The following is a 23,675-nucleotide window of genomic DNA, read 5'->3' as shown; positions in this document are numbered from 1 at the left end:
CGCGCGGCTCACCGACCCCTCGGGAAGGCCATGCTGAACAAGTACGCGCGTGCATTCTTCACGCGTGTTCTCACACCGTTCGCCGCGTTTCTCATCCGACGCGGCGTGAGCCCCGACGCGGTCACCCTCATCGGCACCGCCGGGGTGATGGCGGGCGCGCTGGTCTTCTTCCCCCGCGGAGAGTTCTTCTGGGGCACGATCGTCATCACGCTCTTCGTGTTCTCCGACCTGGTCGACGGGAACATGGCGCGGCAGCTGGGACGCTCCAGCCGCTGGGGAGCCTTCCTGGACTCGACGCTCGACCGGGTCGCCGACAGCGCGATCTTCGGCGGCCTCGCCCTCTGGTACGCGGGCTCGGGCGACGACAACATCCTGTGCGCCGTCTCCATCTTCTGCCTGGCCAGCGGCCAGGTGGTCTCGTACACGAAGGCGCGCGGCGAGGCGATCGGCCTGCCCGTCGCCGTCAACGGCCTGGTGGAGCGCGCCGAGCGCCTGGTGATCACGCTGGTGGCCGCGGGTCTCGCGGGGCTGCACAAGTTCGGGGTCCCCGGCATCGACATCCTGCTGCCCGTCGCCCTGTGGATCGTCGCCGTCGGCAGCCTCGTCACCCTCATCCAGCGTGTCGTGACCGTGCGCCGGGAGTCCGCCGAGGCGGACGCGGCCGCGGGGGCCGCACAGGGCAGTGAGGCCACCTCGTGAAGGACCGGCTGACCGACGCGCTCTACGGAGCCGCCTGGAGCTCGGTCAAGAAGCTCCCGGAGCCCGTGGCGGTGCGCCTGGGCAGGACCATCGCCGACGCCGCGTGGAAGCGGCGCGGCAAGGGCGTCCTGCGTCTCGAGGCCAACTACGCGCGCGTGGTGCCCGACGCGAGCCCCGAGCGCCTCGCCGAACTGTCCAGGGCGGGCATGCGCTCGTACCTGCGCTACTGGATGGAGTCGTTCCGGCTGCCGTCGTGGAGCCGGGAGCGCATCGAGGGCGGGTTCTCCGCCAAGGACCTGCACCACCTGACGGACGGCCTCGCCTCCGGCAAGGGCGTCATCCTGGCCCTGCCGCACCTGGGCAACTGGGACCTGGCGGGCGCGTGGGTGACCACGAAGCTGAACACGCCGTTCACGACGGTCGCCGAGCGGCTCAAGCCCGAGACGCTGTACGACCGCTTCGTCGCCTACCGCGAGGGCCTGGGCATGGAGGTCCTTCCCCACCAGGGCGGCTCGGCCTTCGGCACGCTGGCGCGAAGGCTTCGCGCGGGCGGCCTGGTCTGCCTGGTCGCGGACCGGGACCTCTCGGAGTCCGGCGTCGAGGTGAAGTTCTTCGGGGACACCGCGCGGATGCCCGCGGGACCCGCGATCCTCGCGCAGCAGACGGGGGCACTGCTGCTGCCCGTCACGCTCTGGTACGACGATTCGCCCGTCATGAAAGGGCGCGTTCACGCCCCCATCGACGTCCCCGAGACAGGTACCCGTACGGAGAAGACGTCTGTCATGACGCAGGCGCTGGCAGACGCCTTCGCCACGGGTATCGCCGACCATCCGGAGGACTGGCACATGCTGCAGCGCTTGTGGCTCGCTGATCTGGATCCCGCGAAGGGGCCCGCCGACGGTTCCGGCCAGACGGCCGAGGGGGCCGCGCCGTGAGGATCGGCATCGTCTGCCCCTACTCGTGGGACGTGCCGGGCGGCGTCCAGTTCCACATCCGGGATCTCGCGGAGCACCTGATCCGCCTGGGGCACGAGGTGTCCGTACTGGCCCCGGCGGACGACGAGACACCCCTTCCGCCGTACGTCGTCTCGGCGGGCCGCGCCGTTCCCGTGCCGTACAACGGGTCGGTGGCCCGGCTCAACTTCGGGTTCCTGTCGGCCGCGCGGGTGCGGCGCTGGCTGCACGACGGCACCTTCGACGTCATCCACATCCACGAGCCGACCTCGCCGTCGCTCGGACTGCTCACGTGCTGGGCGGCCCAGGGCCCGATCGTCGCCACGTTCCACACGTCCAACCCGCGCTCGCGGGCGATGATCGCCGCCTATCCGATCCTGCAACCCGCCCTGGAGAAGATCAGCGCGCGCATCGCGGTGAGCGAGTACGCGCGCCGCACGCTCGTCGAGCACCTGGGCGGCGACGCGGTCGTCATCCCGAACGGCGTCGACGTCGACTTCTTCGCGAAGGTCGAACCCAAGGCCGAGTGGCAGGGCGGCACGATCGGCTTCATCGGCCGCATCGACGAGCCGCGCAAGGGCCTCCCGGTGCTGATGAAGGCGCTGCCGAAGATCCTCGCCGAGCGCCCCGACACCCGGCTGCTCGTCGCGGGCCGCGGCGACGAGCACGAGGCCGTCTCCTCGCTGCCCGTCGAGATGCGCGAGCGCGTGGAGTTCCTCGGCATGGTCAGCGACGAGGACAAGGCGCGGCTGCTGCGCAGCGTCGATGTGTACGTCGCTCCCAACACCGGGGGCGAGAGCTTCGGGATCATCCTGGTCGAGGCGATGTCGGCGGGCGCGCCCGTCCTCGCCAGCGATCTGGACGCCTTCGCGCAGGTCCTCGACCAGGGCGCCGCGGGCGACCTGTTCACCAACGAGGACGCGGACTCGCTGGCCGACGCGGCCCTGCGGCTCCTCGACGATCCCGGGCGCCGCGAGGAGCTGCGCGAGCGCGGCAGCAAGCACGTGCGCCGCTTCGACTGGTCGACGGTGGGCGCCGACATCCTCTCGGTGTACGAGACGGTGACGGACGGAGCGGCGGCGGTGGCCGCCGACGAACGCTCCGGCTTCCGGGCGCGGTTCGGGCTCGCACGGGACTGATCGCCGCGGCAGCGGGCAGCCCGGCGGTCCGGAGGGCGGGCCGGCTCGACTAGCCTCGGGCCGGTGACCTCGACACTGATCTGGATCGCGGTAGCCCTCTTCGCGATCGGCCTCTACCTGAGCTGGACCGCGGGCCGTCTCGACCGGCTGCACGCCCGCATCGACGCGGCCCGCGCCGCCCTCGACGCCCAGTTGCTCCGCCGCGCCTCGGTCGCCCAGGAGCTGGCCACATCGGGGGTGCTCGACCCCGCGGCCTCCATCGTGCTCTACGAAGCGGCGCACGCGGCCCGGCAGGCGGAGGAGGAGCACCGCGAGGTCGCTGAGAGCGAGCTCAGCCAGGCGCTGCGCGCGATCTTCGGGGAGGCGCAACAGGTCGAGGTGGTGCGCGAGGCCCCCGGCGGCGACGAGGCGGCGACCGAGCTGGCCGCCGCCGTGCGCCGGGTGCCGATGGCCCGCCGCTTCCACAACGACGCCGTCCGCGCGGCCCGCGCCCTGCGCAGGCACCGCAAGGTCCGCTGGTTCCGCCTCGCGGGGCACGCGCCGTTCCCGATGGCCTTCGAGATGGACGACGAACCGCCGATCGCGCTCGCCGACCGCGCGACCGCCTAGAACCCCGCTGGGGGCCACCCCCGAGAGCCACCGTGTCCTCACTGACCAGGGGCGTTGGGGAAAAATGAGCCACCGGTCACCCATTGGCCCTTGCTGTGGACTGCTCGCCGGGAGTTTCCTCGTAGGCGCAGGAACCCGTCTTCAGCGAGCGAGGTCAACTCCGTGTCCACCACCTCTTCCAGCACCAGCCAGTCGCCCGAGACCGGCACCGCGCGCGTCAAGCGCGGCATGGCCGAGCAGCTCAAGGGCGGCGTCATCATGGACGTGGTCAACGCCGAGCAGGCGAAGATAGCCGAGGACGCCGGCGCCGTCGCCGTCATGGCCCTGGAGCGGGTCCCGGCCGACATCCGCAAGGACGGCGGCGTGGCCCGGATGTCCGACCCGAACATGATCGAAGAGATCATCGAGGCCGTCTCCATCCCCGTCATGGCCAAGTCCCGCATCGGCCACTTCGTCGAGGCCCAGGTGCTCCAGTCCCTCGGCGTCGACTACATCGACGAGTCCGAGGTCCTGACCCCGGCCGACGAGGTCAACCACAGCGACAAGTTCGCCTTCACGACCCCCTTCGTGTGCGGCGCCACCAACCTGGGCGAGGCCCTGCGCCGCATCGCCGAGGGCGCGGCCATGATCCGCTCCAAGGGCGAGGCCGGCACGGGCAACGTCGTCGAGGCCGTGCGCCACCTGCGCCAGATCAAGAACGAGATCGCCAAGCTGCGCGGCTTCGACAACAACGAGCTGTACGCCGCCGCCAAGGACCTGCGCGCCCCGTACGAGCTCGTCAAGGAGGTCTCCGAGCTCGGCAAGCTGCCGGTGGTCCTCTTCTCGGCCGGTGGCGTCGCCACCCCCGCGGACGCCGCCCTGATGCGCCAGCTCGGCGCCGAGGGTGTCTTCGTCGGCTCCGGCATCTTCAAGTCGGGCGACCCGGCCGCGCGCGCCGCCGCCATCGTGAAGGCCACCACCTTCTACGACGACCCCAAGATCATCGCGGACGCGTCCCGCAACCTCGGCGAGGCCATGGTCGGCATCAACTGCGACACCCTCCCCGAGGCCGAGCGCTACGCGAACCGCGGCTGGTAAGGCACTCCGTAAATGAATGACACCCCTGTGATCGGCGTCCTGGCACTCCAGGGCGACGTACGGGAGCACTTGATCGCCCTGGCCTCGGCGGACGCCGTGGCCAGGCCGGTCCGGCGCCCCGAAGAGCTGGCGGAGGTGGACGGCCTGGTCATCCCCGGCGGCGAGTCCACCACCATCTCCAAGCTGGCCGTCCTCTTCGGCCTGATGGAGCCCCTTCGCGCGCGCGTGCGCGCCGGTATGCCGGTCTACGGCAGCTGCGCGGGCATGATCATGCTCGCCGACAAGATCCTCGATCCGCGCTCGGAGCAGGAGACCTTCGGCGGCATCGACATGATCGTGCGCCGCAACGCCTTCGGACGTCAGAACGAGTCCTTCGAGGCCGCCGTGGACATCGCGGGCATCGACGGCGAACCCGTGGAGGGCGTCTTCATCCGCGCCCCGTGGGTCGAGTCGGTCGGCGCGCGCGTGGAGGTGCTCGCCGAGCACGAGGGGCACATCGTCGCCGTACGCCAGGGCAACGCGCTGGCCACGTCCTTCCACCCGGAACTGACGGGCGACCACCGCGTGCACGAGCTGTTCGTCGGGATGGTGCGGGGGAACGCGGGGACGGGATCCTTGTAGGATCGCGGGTACCTCCCGGGCCCTTTCGACCCGGGGGCGTTCGTACAGGTTGGGTAACGCGAAGGAGACAGGCAGATGTCCGGCCACTCTAAATGGGCTACGACGAAGCACAAGAAGGCCGTGATTGACGCCAAGCGCGGCAAGCTCTTCGCGAAGATGATCAAGAACATCGAGGTCGCGGCCCGTACGGGCGGCGCCGACGTGTCCGGGAACCCGACCCTCTTCGACGCCATCCAGAAGGCCAAGAAGAGCTCGGTCCCGAACAAGAACATCGACTCCGCGGTCAAGCGCGGCGCCGGCCTCGAAGCCGGTGGCGCCGACTACGAGACGATCATGTACGAGGGCTACGGCCCGAACGGCGTCGCGGTGCTCATCGAGTGCCTCACCGACAACCGCAACCGCGCGGCATCGGACGTGCGCGTGGCGATGACCCGCAACGGCGGCTCCATGGCCGACCCGGGCTCCGTCTCGTACCTGTTCAACCGCAAGGGCGTCGTCGTCGTTCCCAAGGGCGAGGGCGAGCTGTCCGAGGACGACGTCCTGGGCGCCGTCCTGGACGCGGGTGCCGAAGAGGTCAACGACCTCGGCGAGTCCTTCGAGGTCCTCTCCGAGGCCACCGACATGGTCGCGGTCCGCACCGCGCTCCAGGAGGCCGGCATCGAGTACGACTCGGCCGACGCCAACTTCGTCCCGACCATGCAGGTCGAGCTGGACGAGGAGGGCGCGCGGAAGATCTTCAAGCTCATCGACGCGCTCGAGGACAGCGACGACGTCCAGAACGTCTTCGCCAACTTCGACGTGAGCGACGAGGTCATGGAGAAGGTCGACGCGTAGCGCTGTCGCGAGCTGAGCAGTTTCGGCGGGCCGGATGGGACACACGTCCACCGGCCCGCCGCTGTTGTCGGTGGCAGCGGATAGCCTGGCGTCAAGTCAAAGATCGCTGCCGCGACGAGGGGAGGGGCGCGCATGCGCGTACTGGGGGTGGACCCCGGGCTCACCCGGTGCGGCGTCGGAGTCGTCGACGGGGTCGCCGGACGGCAGCTCACCATGCGCGGGGTCGGTGTCGTAAGGACGCCGCCGGACGCCGAGCTCGGTCACCGCCTGGTCGCCATCGAGCAGGGCATCGAGCAGTGGCTCGACGAGCACGACCCCGAAGTCCTCGCCGTGGAGCGGGTGTTCAGCCAGCACAACGTCCGTACGGTCATGGGAACCGCCCAGGCCAGCGCCGTGGCCATGCTCTGCGCCTCGCGCCGCGGCATCCCCGTCGCCCTGCACACCCCCAGCGAGGTCAAGGCCGCCGTCACCGGCAGCGGACGTGCCGACAAGGCGCAGGTCGGGGCGATGGTCACCCGCCTCCTGCGGCTCGACGCACCGCCCAAGCCCGCCGACGCCGCGGACGCCCTCGCGCTGGCCATCTGCCACATCTGGCGCGCCCCCGCGCAGAACCGCCTCCAGCAGGCAGTCGCCCAGAACCGCCTCCAGCAGGCCGCGGCCGCGCACGCGGCCAGGACCCCCACAGCACAGAAAGGCCGTACCGCATGATCGCCTTCGTCAGCGGCCCCGTAGCCGCCCTCGCCCCCGATGCCGCGGTGGTCGAGGTCGGCGGCATCGGCATGGCCGTCCAGTGCGCGCCGAACACGCTCTCCACCCTGTGCGTCGGCCAGCAGGCCAAGCTCGCCACCTCCCTGGTCGTCAGGGAGGACTCCCTGACCCTGTACGGCTTCGCGGACGACGACGAGCGCCAGACCTTCGAGCTCCTGCAGACCGCCAGCGGTGTGGGACCGCGCCTCGCGCAGGCCATGCTCGCCGTGCACAGCCCCGACGCCCTGCGCCGCGCGGTCGCCACCGGAGACGAGAAGGCCCTGACCGCGGTGCCGGGCATCGGCAAGAAGGGCGCCCAGAAGCTGCTCCTGGAGTACAAGGACCGCCTCGGCGAGCCCATCGGCACCGGCGGCCCCGCGATCGGCACCCCCGTCACCTCCGGCTGGAGCGACCAGCTGCACGCGGCGCTCATCGGCCTCGGGTACGCGACGCGCGAGGCCGACGAAGCCGTCGCCGCCGTCACCCCGCAGGCAGAGGCAACCGAGAAGCCGCAGGTGGGCCAGCTCCTCAAGGCCGCGCTCCAGACCCTGAACCGCACCCGATAGCGCCGCGGAAGACCCGGCGGCCCTCTGACCACCGGCCCTTTGACCACCTGAACCACATCGCGAGGCGAGCTCATGAACTGGGACGAGACGACCGACGACGCGACTGCCGCACCCGGCGCGGCAGCCGAGCGGCTCGTCGGTGCGTCCGCCGACGGCGAGGACCAGGCGGTCGAGGCCGCGCTGCGCCCCAAGGACCTGGACGAGTTCATCGGCCAGGAGAAGGTCCGCGAGCAGCTCGACCTCGTCCTGCGCGCGGCCCGCGCCCGAGGCGCCACCGCCGACCACGTCCTGCTCTCCGGCGCCCCCGGACTCGGCAAGACCACCCTCTCGATGATCATCGCGGCCGAGATGGGCGCCCCGATCCGCATCACCAGCGGCCCCGCCATCCAGCACGCGGGCGACCTCGCCGCGATCCTCTCCTCCCTCCAGGAGGGAGAGGTGCTCTTCCTCGACGAGATCCACCGGATGTCCCGGCCCGCCGAAGAGATGCTTTACATGGCGATGGAGGACTTCCGCGTCGACGTCATCGTCGGCAAGGGCCCCGGCGCCACCGCCATTCCGCTGGAGCTGCCGCCCTTCACCCTGGTCGGCGCCACCACCCGCGCGGGCCTGCTGCCGCCGCCGCTGCGCGACCGCTTCGGCTTCACGGCGCACATGGAGTTCTACGAACCCGCCGAGCTGGAACGCGTGATCCACCGCTCCGCACAACTGCTCGACGTGGCGATCGACCCGGACGGCGCCGCCGAGATCGCGGGACGCTCGCGCGGCACGCCCCGCATCGCCAACCGCCTGCTGCGCCGCGTACGGGACTATGCGCAGGTCAAGGCCGACGGAGAGATCAACAGGGACATCGCGGCCGCGGCCCTCAAGGTCTACGAGGTGGACGCCCGCGGACTCGACCGCCTCGACCGCGCGGTCCTCGAAGCCCTGCTCAAGCTCTTCGGCGGCGGGCCCGTGGGCCTGTCGACGCTCGCGGTCGCCGTGGGGGAGGAGCGCGAGACGGTCGAAGAGGTCGCCGAGCCCTTCCTGGTGCGGGAGGGGCTCCTCGCGCGCACCCCGCGCGGCCGGGTCGGGACGCCCGCCGCATGGGCGCATCTCGGCCTCGCTCCGCCGCGGCAGGCGGGCGGAATCGGACAAGGGGACCTGTTCGGGGCGTGACGGCGCGCGTAGTGGAACCGTCAGGAACTGCGGTGCCATGCTGAGCGTTGTTCGTTAGGCGCGGACTCGCTTAGACTCCGCCGATGCCGTCCTTGTGGGCGGCGTGCCCACCCCCGTCCATCAGGCCGCTTACCTGCGCGGTCATGCGAAGGAAACTCCGTCCCGTGAATATCGTGACCCTCCTCCCCTTCATCGTGCTCATCGGGGCCATGTTCCTGATGACGCGCTCCGCCAAGAAGAAGCAGCAGGCGGCCGCGCAGATGCGCAATGAGATGCAGCCCGGCACCGGGATCCGCACGATCGGCGGCATGTACGCCACCGTCAAGGAGGTTCACGACGACGCCGTCCTCCTTGAGGTGGCTCCTGGCGTGCACGCTTTCTACGCCAAGAACGCCGTGGGCGCCGTCCTCGAGGACGACGAGTACAACCGCATCGTCCACGGCACGAGTGCCGACCTGAAGTCGGACAACCCCGTCGTCCCGGACGACGCCTCCTCCCTCACCGGGACCGACGAGCCCGCCGCCGGCGCTTCCGACGACTCGCCCATCGACCTCGGCAAGAAGGACGCGGACAGCGCCCCCGAGGCCGACGACGCCGAGCCGAAGAAGACCGACGGCGAGTCCGGCACGAAGTAGCCACCACCGGGGTCCGTGGGGCGCGCCGCTCGCGCTGCCGCGGCCCCCGCAGTGCGTGGGTTTCGTGACGGGTCTCGACACCATTTCATGGCCGCCCGACCCGGGAACTCCCTGCTCAACGAGGGGGCAGTGCACCGGGCGCCGGGCGGTTGGACAGGGAGAACGAGAAGGTGGCAGCACCTAAGAAGGGCCGAAGGCAGAGCGCCCCGGGCAAGCCGGGCCGCTCTTTGGTCTTCATCCTGATCGCCCTCGTGGCGCTCACCGGAGGGATGTTCCTCTCCGGGAACACGACGCCTCGCCTCGGCATCGACCTCGCCGGCGGCACGAGCATCACGCTCCAGGCGAAGGACGAGCCGGGCCAGAAGAAGAGCGCGATCAACCCGACCAACATGAACACCGCGGTCAGCATCATCAACAACCGCGTCAACGGTCTGGGTGTGTCCGAGGCCGAGGTGCAGACCCAGGGCGAAGACAACATCATCGTCAACATCCCCAAGGGCACGAACGAGAAGCAGGCGCGCGAGCAGGTCGGCACGACCGCTCAGCTCTACTTCCGCCCCGTCCTGACGGTGGCCAGCGGCGAGCCCACCCCCGAGCCGTCCGCGAGCTCGTCCGGCAAGGGCAAGGGCAAGGACAAGGGCAAGGACACCGCGGACCCGGACAAGGCGACGGAGAAGGGCGACGGCAAGGCGCCCTCGACCCCGACCGCCACGCCCACCTCTCAGGGCCGCGCCGTCACCGACGGCCTGAAGGCTGACGCCACCCCGACCCCGAAGGCCTCGGACAAGGGCAGCGACAAGGACAAGGGGGCCCCGACCCCCACCCCGTCCGCCGACCCCGCCACCCAGGCGCTGCAGAAGAAGTTCACCGAGCTCGACTGCACCGACAAGGCGCAGCGCGGCAAGGTCGGCGACGGCGTCAAGGCGTCCGACCAGACCATCGCCTGCGGCAAGAACAGCGCGGGCCAGTGGGAGAAGTACGTCCTCGGCCCGGCCGAACTGAACGGCAAGGACGTCGACGACGCCAAGGCGACGATCAACCAGCAGAGCGGTGCCTGGGTCGTCAACATGGAGTTCACCAGCGGTGGCTCGAAGAAGTTCTCCAAGACGACCAGCAAGCTCTCGCAGCAGCAGCAGCCGATGAACCAGTTCGCCATCGTCCTCGACGGCGAGGTGGCCTCGGCCCCCAGCGTCAACACGACGCTGAACTCGAACGCCGAGATCTCCGGCAGCTTCACCCAGGAGTCGGCCCAGGACCTCGCCAACATCCTGTCGTACGGCGCGCTGCCGCTCACCTTCCACGAGCAGAGCGTCACCACCGTCAGCCCGGCACTCGGCGGCGAGCAGCTGCACGCCGGTCTGATCGCCGGCGCCATCGGCCTCGCGCTCGTCATCATCTACCTGGTCGTCTACTACCGCGGGCTCTCGCTGATCGCCATCGCGAGCCTCCTGGTCTCGGCCGCCCTGACGTACACCCTGATGACGCTGCTCGGCCCGGCCATCTCCTTCACCCTGAACCTGCCCGCGGTGTGTGGTGCGATCGTTGCCATCGGTATCACCGCGGACTCGTTCATCGTGTTCTTCGAACGCGTCAGGGACGAGGTCAGGGAGGGACGCACGCTGCGGCCCGCCGTCGAGCGCGCCTGGCCGCGCGCCCGGCGCACCATCCTGGTCTCCGACTTCGTGTCGTTCCTGGCGGCCGCGGTGCTCTTCATCGTCACCGTCGGCAAGGTCCAGGGCTTCGCGTTCACGCTCGGCCTGACCACGCTGCTCGACGTCGTGGTGGTGTTCTTCTTCACCAAGCCGCTGATGACCCTCATGGCCCGCAAGAAGTTCTTCGCGAACGGCCACAAGTGGTCCGGCCTCGACCCGAAGCGGCTCGGCGCCAAGCCCCCGCTGCGCCGCACCCGCCGTGCCACTGGTTCTGCCGCTGGCCCTGTCGACCCGAAGGAGGCCTGAGGTGTCGAAGCTCGGCAATCTCGGCGCCAGGCTCTACCGCGGTGAGGTCGGCTACGACTTCGTCGGCAAGCGCAAGATCTGGTACGGCATCTCGATCCTGATCACCATCACGGCCATCGTCGGCCTGGCGGTGCGCGGCCTGAACATGGGCATCGAGTTCGAGGGCGGTGCCGTCTTCACCACCCCGAAGACCAGCGTCTCGGTGGCGCAGGCGGAGAAGTACGCGGAAGACGCCTCCGGCCATGACGCGGTCGTCCAGGAGCTCGGCTCGGGCGGTCTGCGCATCCAGGTCGCCGGCGTGGACACCGCCAAGTCCGACCAGATCAAGGCTGATCTGGCCAAGGACATGGAGCTCAAGCCCGAGTCCATCAACGCCGACCTCGTGGGCCCCAGCTGGGGTGAGCAGATCAGCAAGAAGGCCTGGACCGGCCTGATCATCTTCATGGTCCTCGTGGTGATCTATCTGGCGATCGCCTTCGAGTGGCGCATGGCGGTCGCCGCGCTGATCGCCCTGATCCACGACATCACGATCACCGTCGGTGTGTACGCCCTGGTGGGCTTCGAGGTCACCCAGGGCACGATCATCGGTCTGCTCACGATCCTCGGTTATTCGCTCTACGACACCGTGGTGGTCTTCGACAGCTTGAAGGAGCAGTCGAAGGACCTCACCAAGCAGACGCGGTGGACGTACAGCGAGGTCGCCAACCGCAGCATCAACAGCACCCTGGTGCGCTCGATCAACACCACGGTCGTCGCGCTCCTGCCGGTCGCCGGACTGCTCTTCATCGGCGGCGGCTTCCTCGGGGCGGGCATGCTCAACGACATCTCGCTGTCGCTGTTCGTCGGCCTCGCGGCCGGTGCGTACTCCTCGATCTTCATCGCCACACCGCTGGTCGCCGACCTCAAGGAGACCGAGCCGGCGATGAAGGCGCTCAAGAAGCGCGTCCTCGCCAAGCGTGCCGCTGCCGCGGCCAAGGGCGAGTCCGTGGAGAGCGCCCCGCAGGCCGAGGACGACGAGCCCCAGGACGACGAGCCGGCGGGGGCCACCCCCGCAGGCGTCGTCGGCCCGCGCACGCAGCCCGCCTCGCGGGGCCGCGGCCGCGGGCGTCCGTCGGGGAAGCGCCGATGACCGAGGTCACGGGCACGACGGAGCTGCTGCTCAGCCGCATCCGGGACGTTCCGGACTACCCCGAGCCCGGGGTGATGTTCAAGGACATCACCCCGCTGCTCGCGGACCCGGAGGCCTTCTCCGCACTCACCGAGGCCTTCGCGGACCTCGCCGTGCGGTACGGCGCCACGAAGATTGTGGGCCTGGAGGCTCGTGGCTTCATCCTGGGCGCCCCAGTCGCCCTGCGCGCCGGGCTTGGGTTCATTCCCGTACGCAAGGCGGGCAAGCTCCCCGGAGCGACGCTCGGCCAGACGTACGACCTGGAGTACGGCAGCGCCGAGATCGAGGTGCACGCCGAGGACCTCGCCGCCGACGACCGCGTGCTGGTCATCGACGACGTCCTGGCGACCGGCGGCACCGCCGAGGCGTCCCTGCGCCTGATTCGCCGTGCGGGCGCGCAGGTCGCCGGGGTGGCGGTCCTGATGGAGCTCGGCTTCCTCGGCGGCCGCGCCAAGCTGGAGGCGAGCCTGGAGGGCGCCCCGCTGGAGGCCCTTCTCACCGTCTGAGCAGCCACCACGCACACCCGAGGCGGGCCCGGAGGAATCCGGTGCCCGCCTCTGGTGTTCTCTCCACAGGGGCCTATCGTTCGCGGTACGGAACCTCAGGCGCCCCTCCCGTAGTGACCAGTCTCACGAGCTGGGGGAGAGCCGAAGGTCCAGGATCGATACCATGGGCTCTTCGGGACCTGACCGGGGGACCCGGATCGCGCACGCACAGGGAGCGCCTCTTGCCAGACGAGTCCAAGGCACTCACCGCCGCCAAGGCCGCAGAGCAGGCCAAGAGCGCGGCGGCCTCCACTGCTGCGCCCGCGAAGAGCACAGAGCCCGCAGCGGGCGCGACGCCGGCGAAGCAGACGAGCACGCCCCCCAGCACCAAGTCCGCGTCGAGCACGTCCGGCGAGGGGGCCCGGCGCGAGCGGCCGGCCGCCGAACCTTCGCGGTCCAAGCCGCCCACCGAGGCCCGCGCCGGCAGCACGACCCCCACACCACGGCCCACCGCGGCCAAGAACGAGCGCTCCGGCTCCTCCAACCGCGTACGAGCCCGCCTGGCCCGCCTCGGCGTCCAGCGCTCCAACCCGTACAACCCGGTCCTTGAGCCGCTGCTGCGGATAGTGCGCAGCAACGACCCCAAGATCGAGACGGCTACGCTGCGCCAGATCGAGAAGGCCTACCAGGTCGCCGAGCGCTGGCACCGCGGCCAGAAGCGCAAGAGCGGCGACCCGTACATCACGCACCCGCTCGCGGTGACGACGATCCTCGCCGAGCTCGGCATGGATCCGGCCACCCTGATGGCAGGGCTCCTGCACGACACCGTCGAGGACACCGAGTACGGCCTCGACACCCTCAAGCGCGACTTCGGCGACCAGGTGGCCCTGCTCGTCGACGGCGTCACCAAGCTGGACAAGGTCAAGTTCGGCGAGGCCGCGCAGGCCGAGACCGTGCGCAAGATGGTCGTCGCCATGGCCAAGGACCCCCGCGTCCTGGTCATCAAGCTCGCCGACCGCCTGCACAACATGCGCACGATGCGCTATCTCAAGCGCGAGAAGCAGGAGAAGAAGGCCCGCGAGACGCTGGAGATCTACGCTCCGCTGGCGCACCGCCTGGGCATGAACACCATCAAGTGGGAGCTGGAGGACCTCGCCTTCGCGATCCTCTACCCCAAGATGTACGACGAGATCGTGCGCCTGGTCGCCGAGCGAGCCCCCAAGCGCGACGAGTATCTGGCCATAGTGACCGACGAGGTCCAGGCCGACCTGCGCGCCGCCCGCATCAAGGCGACCGTCACAGGACGCCCGAAGCACTACTACTCCGTCTACCAGAAGATGATCGTCCGCGGCCGTGACTTCGCGGAGATCTACGACCTGGTGGGCATCCGCGTCCTCGTCGACACGGTCCGCGACTGCTATGCCGCACTCGGCACGGTCCACGCGCGATGGAACCCGGTCCCCGGCCGGTTCAAGGACTACATCGCGATGCCCAAGTTCAACATGTACCAGTCGCTGCACACGACGGTCATCGGCCCCAACGGCAAGCCCGTCGAGCTCCAGATCCGTACGTTCGACATGCACCGCCGCGCCGAGTACGGCATCGCCGCGCACTGGAAGTACAAGCAGGAGGCCGTCGCCGGCGCCTCGAAGGTGCGCACCGACGTACCGAAGAAGGCCGGCGGCAAGGACGACCACCTCAACGACATGGCGTGGCTGCGCCAGCTCCTGGACTGGCAGAAGGAGACCGAGGACCCCAGCGAGTTCCTGGAGTCGCTGCGCTTCGACCTGTCGCGCAACGAAGTCTTCGTGTTCACGCCGAAGGGCGACGTCATAGCGCTTCCGGCGGGTGCGACCCCGGTCGACTTCTCGTACGCGGTGCACACCGAGGTGGGCCACCGCACCATAGGGGCGCGGGTCAACGGCCGCCTCGTACCGCTCGAATCGACGCTGGACAACGGCGACCTCGTGGAGGTCTTCACCTCCAAGGCGGCGGGCGCGGGCCCGTCCCGCGACTGGCTCGGCTTCGTCAAGTCGCCGCGGGCACGCAACAAGATCCGCGCGTGGTTCTCCAAGGAGCGCCGCGACGAGGCGATCGAGCAGGGCAAGGACGCCATCGCGCGGGCCATGCGCAAGCAGAACCTGCCGATCCAGCGGATCCTCACGGGCGACTCCCTGGTCACCCTCGCGCACGAGATGCGCTACCCCGACATCTCGTCCCTGTACGCGGCGATCGGCGAGGGCCATGTCACGGCGCAGTCCGTCGTGCAAAAGCTCGTGCAGGCGCTCGGCGGCGAGGAGGCCGCCAACGAGGACATCGCCGAGAGCACACCGCCCTCGCGGGGCCGCAGCAAGCGCCGCTCCAACGCCGACCCCGGCGTCGTCGTCAAGGGCGTCGAGGACGTGTGGGTCAAGCTGGCCCGCTGCTGTACGCCCGTCCCCGGAGACCCGATCATCGGCTTCGTCACGCGCGGCAGCGGCGTATCGGTGCACCGCAGCGACTGCGTGAACGTGGACTCGCTCTCCCGTGAGCCCGAGCGCATCCTCGAGGTCGAGTGGGCGCCCACCCAGTCCTCGGTCTTCCTGGTCGCCATCCAGGTCGAGGCCCTGGACCGCTCGCGCCTCCTGTCGGACGTCACGCGCATCCTCTCGGACCAGCACGTGAACATCCTGTCCGCGGCCGTCCAGACCTCCCGCGACCGGGTCGCCACCTCACGCTTCACGTTCGAGATGGGCGACCCCAAGCACCTGGGTCACGTACTGAAGGCGGTCAGGGGAGTCGAGGGCGTGTACGACGTCTACAGGGTGACGTCGGCGCGGCGGCCTTGAGCGGACCGCTTCAAACCGGGCCACTACGTAGAGGGGCTCCCGTACATCATGTACGGGAGCCCCTCTACGTAGTGAGCGGAGAACGTCAGCCGCCGAACTCGTGCAGACCCTTCAGCGCCTGGTCGAGCAGCGCCTGGCGGCCGTCGAGCTCCTTCTGGAGCTTGTCCGCCTTGGCGTTGTTGCCCGCGGCACGCGCCTTCTCGATCTGCTCGCCCAGCTTGTCCACGGCGGCCTGGAGCTGACCGGTCAGACCCTCGGCACGCGCGCGTGCCTCAGGGTTCGTCCGGCGCCACTCGGCTTCCTCGGAGTCCTGCAGGGCCCGCTCCACCGCGTGCATCCGGCCCTCGACCTTCGGCCGCGCGTCACGCGGGACGTGGCCGATGGCCTCCCAGCGCTCGTTGAGCGTACGGAAGGCGGCGCGTGCCGTCTTGAGGTCCTTCACCGGGACGAGCTTCTCGGCCTCCTCGGCCAGCTCCTCCTTCAGCTTCAGATTCTCCGTCTGCTCGGCGTCGCGCTCGGCGAAGACCGCGCTGCGCGCCGCGAAGAACACGTCCTGGGCGCCGCGGAAGCGGTTCCACAGGTCGTCCTCGTGCTCGCGCTGGGCGCGGCCCGCGGCCTTCCACTCGGTCATCAGGTCGCGGTAGCGCGCGGCCGTCGGACCCCAGTCGGTCGAGTTCGAGAGGGCCTCGGCCTCGCCGACCAGCTTCTCCTTGGTCTTGCGGGCCTCTTCGCGCTGGGCGTCCAGCGAGGCGAAGTGGGCCTTGCGACGCTTGGAGAACGCCGAGCGGGCATGCGAGAAGCGGTGCCACAGCTCGTCGTCCGACTTGCGGTCCAGGCGCGGCAGACCCTTCCAGGTGTCCACCAGGGCGCGCAGCCGCTCGCCCGCCGCCCGCCACTGCTCGCTCTGGGCGAGCTCCTCGGCCTCGACGACCAGCGCCTCCTTGGCGTGCCTCGCCTCGTCCGACTGCTTGGCCTTTTGGACCTTGCGCTCTTCACGGCGCGCGTCGACGGTCTCGACGAGCTTGTCCAGACGCGTGCTCAGAGCGTCCAGATCGCCGACCGCGTGTGCCTCGTCCACCTGCTGGCGCAGGTGGTCGATGGCGGTCATGGCGTCCTTGGCCGACAGATCGGTCGTTTTCACCCGGCGCTCGAGAAGTCCGATCTCGACGACCAGACCGTCGTACTTGCGCTCGAAGTAGGCAAGGGCCTCGTCAGGAGATCCCGCTTTCCACGAACCGACTTCGCGCTCACTGCCGTCGGCCTTGCGCACGTACACGGTCCCCGTCTCGTCGACGCGGCCCCACGGGTCGCTGCTCACAGCGCCTCCTCCACATGATGCCTGTGCAGGGCCCCCGGCCCCCGGCATCGTCCACAGTTTCGTCTCCGCCAACATAGGCGACGCGCGGGGCGGCTGTCCGCATCCCGCGCGTCCGAAGTTTGCCTGTAGGCGGTCAGGATTTCGAGACGGTCGCCTTGTTGATGACGACCGTCGCGTTCGGGGCGCCGTCGCCCTGCCCGGTGCTCTCGCCGGCGTCGGCAATCTTCTTGAGCACCTTCATCCCGGAATCGGAAATGGTCCCGAACGGTGTGTAGTCGGGCGGGAGCTGACTGTCCTGGTAGACCAGGAAGAACTGGCTGCCGCCGGTGTCCCGGCCCGTCTTCTTCTCGGCGCTGTACCGGTTGGCCATCGCGACCGTGCCCGCCGGATACACGTTCCCCTTGAGCTTCTTGTCCTTGAGGTTCTCGTCCGGGATCGAGTAGCCGGGGGTGCCCTCGCCGGTGCCCTTCGGGTCGCCGCACTGGAGGACGTAGATCCCGCCCGCGGTGAGCCGGTGGCACTTGGTGTGGTCGAGGTAGCCCTTGTTCACCAGGAAGTTGAAGGAGTTGACCGTGTGCGGGGCCTTCGCCGCCGTGAGGTCGAGGTCGATGTCGCCGCAGGTGGTGCTCAGCTTCATCGCGTAGTCCGCCGACTTGTCGATCGACATCGCCGGTTCCTTCTTGAAGCTGAGCGGCTTCACCTTGCCGCTCGCCGGCTTCTCGCAGGGGTCGGCCTTGGTGGTGGGGCTCGCGTTCGGGGCCGCCTCGTCCTGCGGCTTGCCGTCGTCGTCGAAGGCGCCTGCCGCGTACGACACCGCGCCGCCGGCCAGGACCACCGCGAGCGCCGAGGCGATCACTGCGTTGCGCATCCGCGCCCTGCGCCGTGCGGCCTCCCGGCGCTGCTGCTGCCGCAAGAACTTCTCCCGGGCGAGCTGACGCCGCCGCTGATCGCTGCTGACCACCGGGTTCTCTCTCCTCTGCGTGGATGACCGCTTCTGTGTGCCCCGTACCGTATATGGGTTAGCTGTGGAATCGGGAGCGCCGGTAGGCTCTGATCTGCCGCGATCTGCGCGGTCACCTCCGCCGGACGACGAACGAAGGACGATCGTGCTCATTGCCGGGTTTCCCGCCGGGGCCTGGGGGACCAACTGCTACGTGGTCGCCCCCGCCGCAGGCGAGGAGTGCGTGATCATCGACCCGGGCCATCAGGCCACCGAGGGAGTCGAGGACGCGCTCAAGAAGCATCGGCTCAAGCCCGTGGCGGTCGTCCTCACCCACGGCCACATCGACCATGTCGCCTCGGTCGTCCCGGTCTGCGGGGCGCACGACGTGCCCGCGTGGATCCACCCCGACGACCGGTACATGATGAGCGACCCGGAGAAGGGCATAGGGCGTTCCTTCGGCGCGCAGCTGCTCGGCGAACTGACCGTGGGGGAGCCCTCCGACGTCAAGGAGCTGACCGACGGCGCCCGGCTGAAGCTCGCGGGCCTGGACTTCTCCGTCGCGCATGCGCCGGGGCATACGAAGGGGTCGGTGACCTTCCAGCTCCCCGAGTCCGCCGAGGTCCCCTCGGTGTTCTTCTCGGGCGACCTGCTCTTCGCCGGCTCCATCGGACGCACCGACCTGCCCGGCGGATCGCAGGACGAGATGTTCGAGTCGCTGGCGCGCGTGTGCCTGCCGCTCGACGACTCGACCGTGGTCCTGCCCGGTCACAACGAGCACACGACCATCGGCCGTGAGCGCGCCACCAACCCGTACCTGCGCCAGGTGGCCGCCGGCCAGGGAGCCGACGCTCCCCGACGAGGAATGTGACGAGAGAAAACCCGTGAGCACCTTCAAGGCCCCCAAGGGCACATACGACCTGCTGCCGCCGGACTCGGCGAAGTACCTGGCGGTGCGCGAGGCCATCGCCGCGCCGCTGCGCAACTCCGGGTACGGCTACGTCGAGACGCCCGGCTTCGAGAACGTCGAACTGTTCTCGCGCGGCGTCGGCGAATCCACCGACATCGTCTCCAAGGAGATGTACGCCTTCGAGACCAAGGGCGGCGACAAGCTCGCCCTGCGCCCCGAGGGCACCGCATCCGTGCTGCGCGCGGCCCTGGAAGCCAGCCTGCACAAGGCGGGCAACCTCCCGGTCAAGCTCTGGTACTCCGGCTCGTACTACCGCTACGAGCGCCCGCAGAAGGGCCGCTACCGCCACTTCTCGCAGGTCGGTGCCGAGGCGATCGGCGCCGAGGACCCGGCGCTCGACGCCGAGTTGATCATCCTCGCGGACCAGGCATACCGCGCGCTGGGGCTGCGGCAGTTCCGCATCCTGCTCAACTCGCTCGGCGACAAGGAGTGCCGCCCCGTCTACCGCGCCGCGCTGCAGGACTTCCTGCGCGGGCTCGACCTGGACGAGGAGACACGTCGACGTATCGACATCAACCCGCTGCGGGTCCTGGACGACAAGCGTGACGACGTCCAGAAGCAGCTGGTCGGCGCCCCGATGCTGCGCGATTACCTGTGCGACGCCTGCCAGGCGTACCACGAGCAGGTGCGTGAGCTCCTGAAGGCGGAGGGCGTCGCCTACGAGGACGATCCGAAGCTGGTCCGCGGCCTGGACTACTACACCCGCACGACCTTCGAGTTCGTCCACGACGGCCTGGGCTCGCAGTCCGCGGTGGGCGGCGGCGGCCGCTACGACGGCCTGTCCGAGATGATCGGCGGCCCCTCGCTGCCCTCGGTCGGCTGGGCGCTCGGCGTGGACCGCACGGTCCTGGCCCTGGAGGCGGAGGGCGTCGAGCTCGCACTGCCCTCGGCGACCAGCGTGTTCGCGGTGCCGCTCGGCGACGAGGCCCGGCGGGTGCTGTTCTCCAAGGTGACGGAGCTGCGCAGGGCCGGTGTCGCGGCGGACTTCTCGTACGGCGGGAAGGGGCTCAAGGGAGCCATGAAGAACGCCAACCGCTCGGGCGCGCGGTACACCGTCGTCGCCGGCGAGCGTGACCTCGCCGAGGGCGTCGTACAGCTGAAGGACATGGAGTCCGGCGAGCAGGACGCCGTCGCGGTGGACGAGATCGTGGCCGTCCTGAAGGCCAAGCTGGCCTGATCGGCCGTGCCCCGAAGGGGTGCGGGGAACTGCGCGGCCAGCCACGACGCGGTCGCGGAGACGAGAACCGCTGACGGGGGCCTCCGGGGTGCGACACCGCACCCCGGAGGCCCCCGTCACTGCTCGAACAGCCCGAGGCGCAGCGCATGCGTGACCGCCGCGGTCCGGTCATCGACCCCCAGCTTCCCGAAGACCCGCAGCAGATGCGTCTTCACCGTCGACTCGGCGACATGCAGCCGCCGCCCGATCTCGGCGTTCGTGCACCCGTCGGCGACCAATCGCAGCACCGCCGTCTCGCGCTCGGACAGCCGGGGCCGCTCCGGGCGGGCCCGCAGCTGGTCGACGAGCCGGGCCGCCACCGAGGGGGCGAGAACGGTCTCCCCGCGAGCGGCGGCCCGCACCGCCTCGGCCAGCTCCCCGCGCGCCAGATCCTTCAGGAGATAGCCCGCCGCACCCGCCTCCACGGCGCGCAGGATGTCGCGGTCCGTCTCGTACGTCGTGAGCACGATGACCCGGCAGGGCAGTCCCGCGGCCGCCATCCGCTCGATCGAGTCGGCCCCGCCGCCGCCGGGCATCCGCAGGTCCATCAGGACGATGTCCGGCAGCAGTTCGGCGGCGAGCGCCTCCGCCCGCGGCCCGCTGGACGCCTCCGCCACGACATCCAGGTCCGGCTCCGCGCTCAGCATGGCGCGCAGCCCCTCGCGGACGACGGGATGGTCGTCCGCCAGCACGATGCGGATCACAGGGCGGTCCTCTCGGGACTTCGGAGCCCGGAGACCGGAAGCCCCGAGACCGGAAGCTCGGGGATCGGGAGCAGGACGGTGACGGTGGTGCCGTCGCCGGGGCCGCTCTCCACCTCGGCGGTGCCCCTGACCTCGGCGGCCCGCGCGTGCAGTCCCCGCAGGCCGTAGCCCTGCCGCGGTATGCCGGGATCGAAGCCGCACCCCGTATCCCGTACCGCCAGGGTGAGCGAACCGGGGGCGTAGGCCAGGGCGACCCGCGCCGCGGCTCCGGGGCCCGCGTGCCTGCGCACGTTGGCCAGAGCCTCCTGGCAGGCGCGCAGGGCCACCACCTCCAGGCCCGGCGGCAGCGGGCGCACGTCACCCGTCACGGAGAGCTCGGCCTCGTGCCGGTCGGCCAGGCGCCGCAGCGCGTCCGGCAGCGAACCGCCGTCCAGATCGGCGGGCGCGCGGCCCGCGACCAGGGCCCGTGCCTCGGCGAGGTTCTGCCGTGCCGTGGCCTCCATCAGCCCCAGGTGGCGGCGGGCGGCGGGCACGTCACGCTCCAGCTCGGCGTCCACGGCCTGGACGAGCATGAGGACGCTGGTGAAGCCCTGGGCGAGGGTGTCGTGGATCTCGCGCGACATGCGCTCGCGTTCCGTGAGGGCGCCGCGCTCGGCGGAGAGCCGCGCGACCTCCTCGCGGCTCGCCTCCAGGTCGGCGATGAGGTCGGCCCGCTCGACGCTCTGCTCGATGATGCGGACGGTCCAGCTGCCCATCGCCACCGAGAAGACCAGCGTGACCGCGGCGAAGACGGAGTTGAAGAAGATGTCCTGCGACGGGGGCCGCCACAGCAGGGCCCAGCCCGCCACCGGCGCGACGTTGATGACCGTGACCGCCACGAGCGCCCGGCGCATCCGCAGACAGATGAAGCACTGCGGGATGAGCGCGAAGGTCATCAGACGGGTCTGGCCGACCAGCATGCCCGGCGCCAGGAACAGCACGATCGTGCCCGTCATGTAGATCAGCGCCTTCCGTTCGTCGGCGCCCTCCTCGGTCAGCACGCAGCGCCCGAACGCCACGTACCAGGGGACGAGCAGCAGCAGAAGCCCGGCGGTGGTGAGCCGGACGGGCCACCCCGGCTCCGCCGCGCCGAGCACGAAGACCAGGGTGGCCACCCACACCACGGCGAAGTACGTGTCCCAGAGCCGGAAGGTGCGCTGCCAGATGTTCGAGTCGCGCGGCCCGGCCGGCTCGCTCATCCGTCGCGCCGGTTCTTCCACCGGAAGGTCAGCAGACACAGCACCAATCCTCCGACGCACCAGGCTCCGAGCACCAGAGCGATGCGTCCGTACTCCCAACTCCCGGCCTGTTCCAGGACGTTCGCCGACTCGGGCAGGAACACCCCCCGGAATCCCTGGCACATCCACTTCAGCGGGAAGAGGGCGCTGATGTTCAGCATCCAGTCGGGGATGGTGTCGATGGCGATGTAGACGCCCGAGATGAACTGCAACACCAGGAAGGGCAGCACGACGACGGACGTGGCGCTGCGCCCGGACCTCGGGACGCTGCTGATCGCGATGCCGAGCAGCGCGCAGCCGGTGAGGCCGAGCACGAAGATCCAGGCGAAGGTGAGCCACTTGCCCGCGCTCGTCGGCAGATCGACGCCGAAGAACGTCACGCCGACGACCAGCAGGGCCGCGGTCTCCAGGAGGCCCGTGACCAGGACCAGCCAGATCTTGCCGAGGAAATAGGCGGCGGGCGGCATCGGGGTCCCGCGCAGGCGGCGCAGCACCTTCTCGTCGCGCTCGATCGCGATGGAGATGCCGAGCGACTGGAAGCTGGTGGACATGATGCCCGCGGCGATCATCGCCGCCACGTAGAGCTGCGACGCCGTGATGCCCGCGCCCTCCACGTCGTCGCTGAAGATCGACGCGAAGAGGAAGAGGAAGACGACGGGGAAGGCGAATGTGAAGACCACCTGCTCGCGCAGCCGGAAGAACTGCCTCAGCTCCATCGCGCCGTGAGCCAGACCGAGCGCCCAGGCCGAGGGCAGCCGCGGGGGGACGGACCCGGCGGACCGTACGCCGGTGGGTGTCGCCGTCGATGTCATCGCGCGTCCCCTTCCTGTCCGGTGAGCCGCAGATAGACGTCTTCGAGGGTGGGGCGGTCGACGCGCAGCCCCGGGATCTCTCCGCCGAACCGGGTCATCAGCCCGGAGATGGTCCGTGTGGGGGTGGCGGTGCGTTCGGTGTGCGGGGTGCCGTCCGGGCCGGTCCACTCCACGACGGCCCCGGTGCCGTGCAGGCGGCGCAACTCGGCGGGCTCGCCCTCGGCCACCACCCGGCCCGCGGCGATCACCGCGAGCCGGTGCGCGAGGGCCTCGGCCTCCTCCAGGTAGTGCGTGGTGAGCACGATGGTGGTGCCCTCGTCGGCGAGCCTGCGGATCAAGCCCCAGAACTGGCGTCGCGCGGCCGGGTCGAAGCCCGTGGTCGGCTCGTCGAGGAGCAGGAGTCCGGGGTCGCCGATGACGCCCAGCGCCACATCGAGGCGGCGGCGCTGGCCGCCGGAGAGGCTCTTGATGCGGCTCGCCGCCTTCTCCTCCAGGCCGACGAGCGCGATGACGTCTTCGGGATCGCGCGGCTTCGGGTAGTAGCGGGCGAACTGACGTACCGTCTCGCGCACCGTCAACTCGGCGGGCGCCGATTCGTCCTGCCAGACGATGCCGACGCGTGAGCGCCACGCACGCCCCGCGGACGCCGGGTCGGCGCCGAGCACGGCGACCTCGCCGCCGTCCCGCGCGCGGTTGCCCTGAAGGATCTCCACCGTGGTGCTCTTGCCCGCGCCATTGGGGCCGAGGATGCCGAAGACCTCCCCGTGCCGGATGGCCAGGTCTATGCCGTCCACGGCCGTCACCTCGCCGTAGCGCTTGCGCAGTCCCCGTACGTCCACCGCGAGGTCGCCCGTGCTCGCCGTCGTCGTTCCGCTGTCCGTCGTCATGCCGTCGAGCGTCCCGGCGGAGCGAACGCTCCGGGACCTCCGTGCGTACCTCCTTATGTCCATCGAACGGTGGA

Annotated in this window: 23 protein-coding genes; 17 read left to right on the top strand and 6 right to left on the bottom strand. The window is 70.2% G+C overall.

Annotated elements, in window-relative coordinates:
* Window positions 1-30 precede the first annotated feature (30 nt).
* The 15 genes from pgsA (at window position 31) to ABZ906_RS41595 (ending at window position 15,477) form a co-directional block, all read left to right on the top strand.
* A complete protein-coding gene (gene pgsA, locus ABZ906_RS41665; RefSeq protein WP_361391775.1) occupies window positions 31-699 on the top strand; it encodes a phosphatidylinositol phosphate synthase in 669 nt (222 codons plus the stop codon).
* On the top strand, window positions 696-1,634 hold the full coding sequence (locus tag ABZ906_RS41660) for a phosphatidylinositol mannoside acyltransferase (protein ID WP_361391772.1): 939 nt from the start codon (window positions 696-698) through the stop codon (window positions 1,632-1,634). The genes pgsA and ABZ906_RS41660 overlap by 4 nt, the downstream gene beginning before the upstream one ends.
* A complete protein-coding gene (locus tag ABZ906_RS41655; RefSeq protein ID WP_361192615.1) occupies window positions 1,631-2,791 on the top strand; it encodes a glycosyltransferase family 4 protein in 1,161 nt (386 codons plus the stop codon). The genes ABZ906_RS41660 and ABZ906_RS41655 overlap by 4 nt, the downstream gene beginning before the upstream one ends.
* A 63-nt stretch (window positions 2,792-2,854) precedes the next feature.
* Window positions 2,855-3,400 (top strand): hypothetical protein, encoded by a 546-nt coding sequence (locus ABZ906_RS41650; protein ID WP_361192613.1) that lies wholly within the window; start codon window positions 2,855-2,857, stop codon window positions 3,398-3,400.
* A gap of 162 nt (window positions 3,401-3,562) precedes the next feature.
* On the top strand, window positions 3,563-4,477 hold the full coding sequence (gene pdxS, locus ABZ906_RS41645; protein WP_361192611.1) for a pyridoxal 5'-phosphate synthase lyase subunit PdxS: 915 nt from the start codon (window positions 3,563-3,565) through the stop codon (window positions 4,475-4,477).
* Window positions 4,478-4,489: 12 nt separating this feature from the next.
* Window positions 4,490-5,098, top strand: coding sequence for a pyridoxal 5'-phosphate synthase glutaminase subunit PdxT (pdxT, locus tag ABZ906_RS41640; protein WP_361192608.1), 609 nt, complete (start codon window positions 4,490-4,492; stop codon window positions 5,096-5,098).
* A 75-nt stretch (window positions 5,099-5,173) separates the two neighbouring features.
* On the top strand, window positions 5,174-5,932 hold the full coding sequence (locus ABZ906_RS41635) for a YebC/PmpR family DNA-binding transcriptional regulator (protein ID WP_361192606.1): 759 nt from the start codon (window positions 5,174-5,176) through the stop codon (window positions 5,930-5,932).
* A 132-nt stretch (window positions 5,933-6,064) separates the two neighbouring features.
* Window positions 6,065-6,640, top strand: coding sequence for a crossover junction endodeoxyribonuclease RuvC (gene ruvC, locus ABZ906_RS41630; RefSeq protein ID WP_361391769.1), 576 nt, complete (start codon window positions 6,065-6,067; stop codon window positions 6,638-6,640).
* Window positions 6,637-7,245, top strand: a complete 609-nt coding sequence (ruvA, locus tag ABZ906_RS41625) for a Holliday junction branch migration protein RuvA (protein ID WP_361391766.1) — start codon at window positions 6,637-6,639, stop codon at window positions 7,243-7,245. The genes ruvC and ruvA overlap by 4 nt, the downstream gene beginning before the upstream one ends.
* Window positions 7,246-7,317: 72 nt before the next feature.
* Window positions 7,318-8,403 (top strand): Holliday junction branch migration DNA helicase RuvB, encoded by a 1,086-nt coding sequence (gene ruvB, locus ABZ906_RS41620; protein WP_361192598.1) that lies wholly within the window; start codon window positions 7,318-7,320, stop codon window positions 8,401-8,403.
* A gap of 164 nt (window positions 8,404-8,567) precedes the next feature.
* A complete protein-coding gene (gene yajC / locus ABZ906_RS41615) occupies window positions 8,568-9,038 on the top strand; it encodes a preprotein translocase subunit YajC (RefSeq protein ID WP_361192595.1) in 471 nt (156 codons plus the stop codon).
* 170 nt (window positions 9,039-9,208) lie between these two features.
* Window positions 9,209-10,996, top strand: a complete 1,788-nt coding sequence (secD, locus tag ABZ906_RS41610) for a protein translocase subunit SecD (RefSeq protein WP_361391763.1) — start codon at window positions 9,209-9,211, stop codon at window positions 10,994-10,996.
* A 1-nt stretch (window position 10,997) separates the two neighbouring features.
* Window positions 10,998-12,125, top strand: coding sequence for a protein translocase subunit SecF (gene secF / locus ABZ906_RS41605; RefSeq protein WP_361192589.1), 1,128 nt, complete (start codon window positions 10,998-11,000; stop codon window positions 12,123-12,125).
* A complete protein-coding gene (locus ABZ906_RS41600) occupies window positions 12,122-12,670 on the top strand; it encodes an adenine phosphoribosyltransferase (protein ID WP_361391760.1) in 549 nt (182 codons plus the stop codon). Before secF ends, ABZ906_RS41600 begins: the two co-directional genes overlap by 4 nt.
* A gap of 221 nt (window positions 12,671-12,891) precedes the next feature.
* A complete protein-coding gene (locus tag ABZ906_RS41595) occupies window positions 12,892-15,477 on the top strand; it encodes a RelA/SpoT family protein (RefSeq protein ID WP_361391757.1) in 2,586 nt (861 codons plus the stop codon).
* Between the two features lie 85 nt (window positions 15,478-15,562).
* Here the strand turns inward: ABZ906_RS41595 and ABZ906_RS41590 are convergent, their stop codons facing one another.
* Both ABZ906_RS41590 and ABZ906_RS41585 read right to left on the bottom strand, forming a co-directional pair.
* Complete coding sequence (locus ABZ906_RS41590; RefSeq protein ID WP_361192582.1) at window positions 15,563-16,795, bottom strand: DUF349 domain-containing protein; 1,233 nt, start codon at window positions 16,793-16,795, stop codon at window positions 15,563-15,565.
* 133 nt (window positions 16,796-16,928) lie between these two features.
* Complete coding sequence (locus tag ABZ906_RS41585) at window positions 16,929-17,756, bottom strand: peptidylprolyl isomerase (RefSeq protein ID WP_361391754.1); 828 nt, start codon at window positions 17,754-17,756, stop codon at window positions 16,929-16,931.
* Between the two features lie 145 nt (window positions 17,757-17,901).
* On the opposite strand from ABZ906_RS41585, the gene ABZ906_RS41580 reads away from it, so the two are divergent.
* Window positions 17,902-18,606, top strand: coding sequence for an MBL fold metallo-hydrolase (locus ABZ906_RS41580; protein ID WP_361391751.1), 705 nt, complete (start codon window positions 17,902-17,904; stop codon window positions 18,604-18,606).
* A gap of 13 nt (window positions 18,607-18,619) precedes the next feature.
* On the top strand, window positions 18,620-19,882 hold the full coding sequence (gene hisS / locus ABZ906_RS41575) for a histidine--tRNA ligase (protein WP_361391748.1): 1,263 nt from the start codon (window positions 18,620-18,622) through the stop codon (window positions 19,880-19,882).
* Window positions 19,883-19,998: 116 nt separating this feature from the next.
* On the opposite strand, the gene ABZ906_RS41570 is transcribed toward hisS, so the two are convergent.
* The 4 genes from ABZ906_RS41570 to ABZ906_RS41555 are packed head-to-tail and all read right to left on the bottom strand — an operon-like array spanning window position 19,999 to window position 23,601.
* A complete protein-coding gene (locus ABZ906_RS41570; protein ID WP_361192571.1) occupies window positions 19,999-20,625 on the bottom strand; it encodes a response regulator transcription factor in 627 nt (208 codons plus the stop codon).
* A complete protein-coding gene (locus ABZ906_RS41565; protein ID WP_361391745.1) occupies window positions 20,622-21,863 on the bottom strand; it encodes a sensor histidine kinase in 1,242 nt (413 codons plus the stop codon). The genes ABZ906_RS41570 and ABZ906_RS41565 overlap by 4 nt, the downstream gene beginning before the upstream one ends.
* On the bottom strand, window positions 21,860-22,714 hold the full coding sequence (locus ABZ906_RS41560) for an ABC transporter permease (RefSeq protein WP_361192565.1): 855 nt from the start codon (window positions 22,712-22,714) through the stop codon (window positions 21,860-21,862). Before ABZ906_RS41560 ends, ABZ906_RS41565 begins: the two co-directional genes overlap by 4 nt.
* Window positions 22,711-23,601: an ABC transporter ATP-binding protein gene (locus ABZ906_RS41555; protein ID WP_361391742.1), complete on the bottom strand. Its 891-nt coding sequence runs from the start codon at window positions 23,599-23,601 to the stop codon at window positions 22,711-22,713. The genes ABZ906_RS41560 and ABZ906_RS41555 overlap by 4 nt, the downstream gene beginning before the upstream one ends.
* Window positions 23,602-23,675 lie beyond the last annotated feature (74 nt).

Origin of the sequence: Streptomyces sp. NPDC046925 (assembly GCF_040644915.1) — a bacterium.
Classification (GTDB): Bacteria; Actinomycetota; Actinomycetes; order Streptomycetales; family Streptomycetaceae; genus Streptomyces.
The sequence above is the reverse complement of the archived record's forward strand: the minus strand, read 5'-3'. Positions and strand labels throughout refer to the sequence as shown.

Bases quoted from the DNA above. Each gene is read 5' to 3' on its own strand.
- ruvB (WP_361192598.1), top strand. From the start codon at position 7,318: ATGAACTGGGACGAGACGACCGACGACGCGACTGCCGCACCCGGCGCG.
- pdxT (WP_361192608.1), top strand. From the start codon at position 4,490: ATGAATGACACCCCTGTGATCGGCGTCCTGGCACTCCAGGGCGACGTA.
- ABZ906_RS41600 (WP_361391760.1), top strand. From the start codon at position 12,122: ATGACCGAGGTCACGGGCACGACGGAGCTGCTGCTCAGCCGCATCCGG.
- ruvC (WP_361391769.1), top strand. From the start codon at position 6,065: ATGCGCGTACTGGGGGTGGACCCCGGGCTCACCCGGTGCGGCGTCGGA.
- ABZ906_RS41560 (WP_361192565.1), bottom strand. From the start codon at position 22,714: ATGACATCGACGGCGACACCCACCGGCGTACGGTCCGCCGGGTCCGTC.
- ABZ906_RS41555 (WP_361391742.1), bottom strand. From the start codon at position 23,601: ATGACGACGGACAGCGGAACGACGACGGCGAGCACGGGCGACCTCGCG.
- ABZ906_RS41635 (WP_361192606.1), top strand. From the start codon at position 5,174: ATGTCCGGCCACTCTAAATGGGCTACGACGAAGCACAAGAAGGCCGTG.
- ABZ906_RS41565 (WP_361391745.1), bottom strand. From the start codon at position 21,863: ATGAGCGAGCCGGCCGGGCCGCGCGACTCGAACATCTGGCAGCGCACC.
- ruvA (WP_361391766.1), top strand. From the start codon at position 6,637: ATGATCGCCTTCGTCAGCGGCCCCGTAGCCGCCCTCGCCCCCGATGCC.
- pgsA (WP_361391775.1), top strand. From the start codon at position 31: ATGCTGAACAAGTACGCGCGTGCATTCTTCACGCGTGTTCTCACACCG.